Genomic DNA, 2,596 nt, shown 5'->3' with positions numbered 1-2,596 from the left:
TCGGGCAGGACGTACGCCTCCTCGACCTTTTCTTGTCGCACGTTTAGGTACCACACGGTCTTGCGTTTCTCCCTGGTCTCTAGGCTCAGCAGTGGATTACGCGCTTCGTGCCCGTGGTGTTTCGCCAGGTTGGCGGCGTAGTTTTTCAAACCCCGCGCCACCAACGCCGCCATCGTGTTGGCGTTGTAGTCGAATATTTCGTAGTGTCGGATGATGCGAACAGCTTGACACGCCAACTCGGCCTCGACGTCGTCGGCGTCGACGCCGTGGTCGTTGGCCCAGAAGAAGTACAGACGTTTGCGCGTGAGGAAGCGGTTGTAGCGCGTGACTGCGTCGATGACCTCGATGATGGCGCGGTCGCACAAACGCCTGGGTTTAGGGCGGCGCTGCAACTCGTCGCGGTCGTGGGCGTCAAGGCAATGGAAACACGCCTTGAGCCCATCGGGATCAAGGCCCAGGCGTGCCGCGATCTTCTGGTACCGGGGATTCGGCTGGTGTGCGATCCACCAGAGTCCTCGGTACAGTTGATTCTTGTGGACGCTACAATCTATCCACTCGCGCACGGTGCGAAAAGCATCGCGCTGGCCAAAGGGTAACGACATACTCAAGTGATTAATTTCGTGATATTGCGTGAACCGGCAGACGTAGCGAACAAAATGAGGCAAAAGCGTGGCGGACGCAGCAGGTAAATGCTGCGCAATTTTTGCACACAACACGTGGGTGGCCTCCAGGTTTTGGTTTTCCCGTCTAAGTTGAACCGTTCGGCTACGTTACGCCAGGTCGCGTTTCGTGTCAACTACTTTGTTCGGGGCATTGCCTAATGATTCCGCTACGTTGTCACGCGGGGCCAAACTTTTTGCACGGGGCGGATCCCGTTGGATCGCTTGGGGTGGGGCTGGGGACGCTCTTGCGGACCGTCTGTCGCGATCTCTATGGTGTCGCGCTGGATGGGCTCTGTGCTCAAACGTCGATATTATCTCCGCCACAACAATACAGAACACATCTTCGTGCGGCCCTTCTTAGCAGATCCACGGTAATGGTAGAAGGCGCCGTCCGGCTTCCACCGTAGGGTATGGGCGACCTCTTGGAAGCGTGGGTGCTGGTTGATCCGTTCCACTACGTCATCTACGGTGTAGCTATGCCAACGATCCTGCGTGACGAAGTTGCCAACGAACAAAACACCACGCACATCACGCAGGCGTTCTAGCACGCGACAGAATAGATCCACACCACGCTTGGGTTCCAGCAGCGTGTCGACGTTCACGATGCCAGGGTTGAAATCAGGACCATCAGCGGCAGTAGAAACAGCAGAGTAGAAGTCGTCGTGGTACCAAGTCGCGTGTTCATACCGCTGGTTGGTCTTGTATATATTTTTGTCTTGGTCTACCCCGTGGAATTGCTGTGGTTGGATCAAACCCGCTTCAATAATCTGGTGTAGCTCAGACTTGGGCAGTACGTCACCATCAGGGCCTATGCAAACTGCACACATGCTCCAGTACTGCTTGCCCTTGGGCAGTTTCTTGCGCCCAAATACATTGCGGTAGACGTCAATGACGGACTCTTGTCGTGCACGGACCTTTTTAGACGTACTATGATAAGAGGGTAATGGTTTAAATCTGCGCACACGAGAAGTACCCCAATTCCAACCAGGAATACTCTCTAACTTTTTGATTCTATCTGGAGAAAGGTTTCCTTGTCTGTAGTTTACTTTTTGTCTACGAATCCATAAACCTAACTTACGTTCTTCTGTATCTTTGCTTTTTTGACTAGGAAATTTATCGTGCTGCTTTTTCCACTGCTTTACCCCCTCAAACGTAAGCTCCCAACCGTCCTTATGAGAAGTACCCCAATTCCAACCAGGAATACTCTCTAACTTTTTGATTCTATCTGGAGAAAGGTTTCCTTGTCTGTAGTTTACTTTTTGTGTACGGATCCATAAACCTAACTCACGTTCTTCTGGATCTTTGCTTTTTTGACTAGGAAATTTATCGTGCTGCTTTTTCCACTGCTTTACCCCCTCAAACGTAAGCTCCCACTGCTTATCGTTCACGTTTTGCAATGCGACTCGCAGACGCGCAAACGTCCCCAACCCCATGGCCTCGGTGCCGTACTGGAGCCACGCCAGCGGGTGCTGCTGGATCAGATCCAGATCCAACTCATGCACGCCAAATCTATTGGTGTCCTTGGTGATTTTGCGCAGCACCGTCTGGCGATTCTTTCGCTGAAACATCTTTAGGATCTGCTTCGCCGCCACGCCTAACGGTAATTTAGGATGCGTCACCTCTTCCTGTTCTAACGTCTCTACCACGACCTTCATGGCTTCGCGTGGTCCGGGGGTGTCGTACTGGACCAACGCATCTGTTACGGCCTGTACGATCCGTAACTTTTTGCTGGTGTCGTACCCCACGGCCTCGGCCAACAAGTCCGTTTTGATCGTGATGGATTTTTTGGTGCCAGGATTCTTGGCTTGGATCTCTACGGGCCTGAATTCGTCCTCTAAGATCAACACGAGCAACAGCGCCTTCAGGTAGTCATTCATAGCGTCTACCTGGATGTCCGTGGGATCATACTGGTGCTGCTTCAGCACGTAGTGAAT

Annotated in this window: 2 protein-coding genes; both read right to left on the bottom strand. The window is 52.6% G+C overall.

From position 1 onward, the window contains the following. Positions 1 to 713 (bottom strand): hypothetical protein (locus PHI12_15140; protein MDD5512119.1); only part of this gene is annotated, 713 nt, incomplete at its 3' end. 260 nt (positions 714 to 973) lie between these two features. Beyond that, on the bottom strand, positions 974 to 2,596 hold a 1,623-nt coding region (locus PHI12_15135), incomplete at its 5' end, for a helicase associated domain-containing protein (protein ID MDD5512118.1).

It is taken from the genome of Dehalococcoidales bacterium (assembly GCA_028716225.1).
In the GTDB taxonomy this organism is placed as follows: Bacteria; Chloroflexota; Dehalococcoidia; order Dehalococcoidales; family UBA5760; genus UBA5760.
The sequence above is the reverse complement of the archived record's forward strand: the minus strand, read 5'-3'. Positions and strand labels throughout refer to the sequence as shown.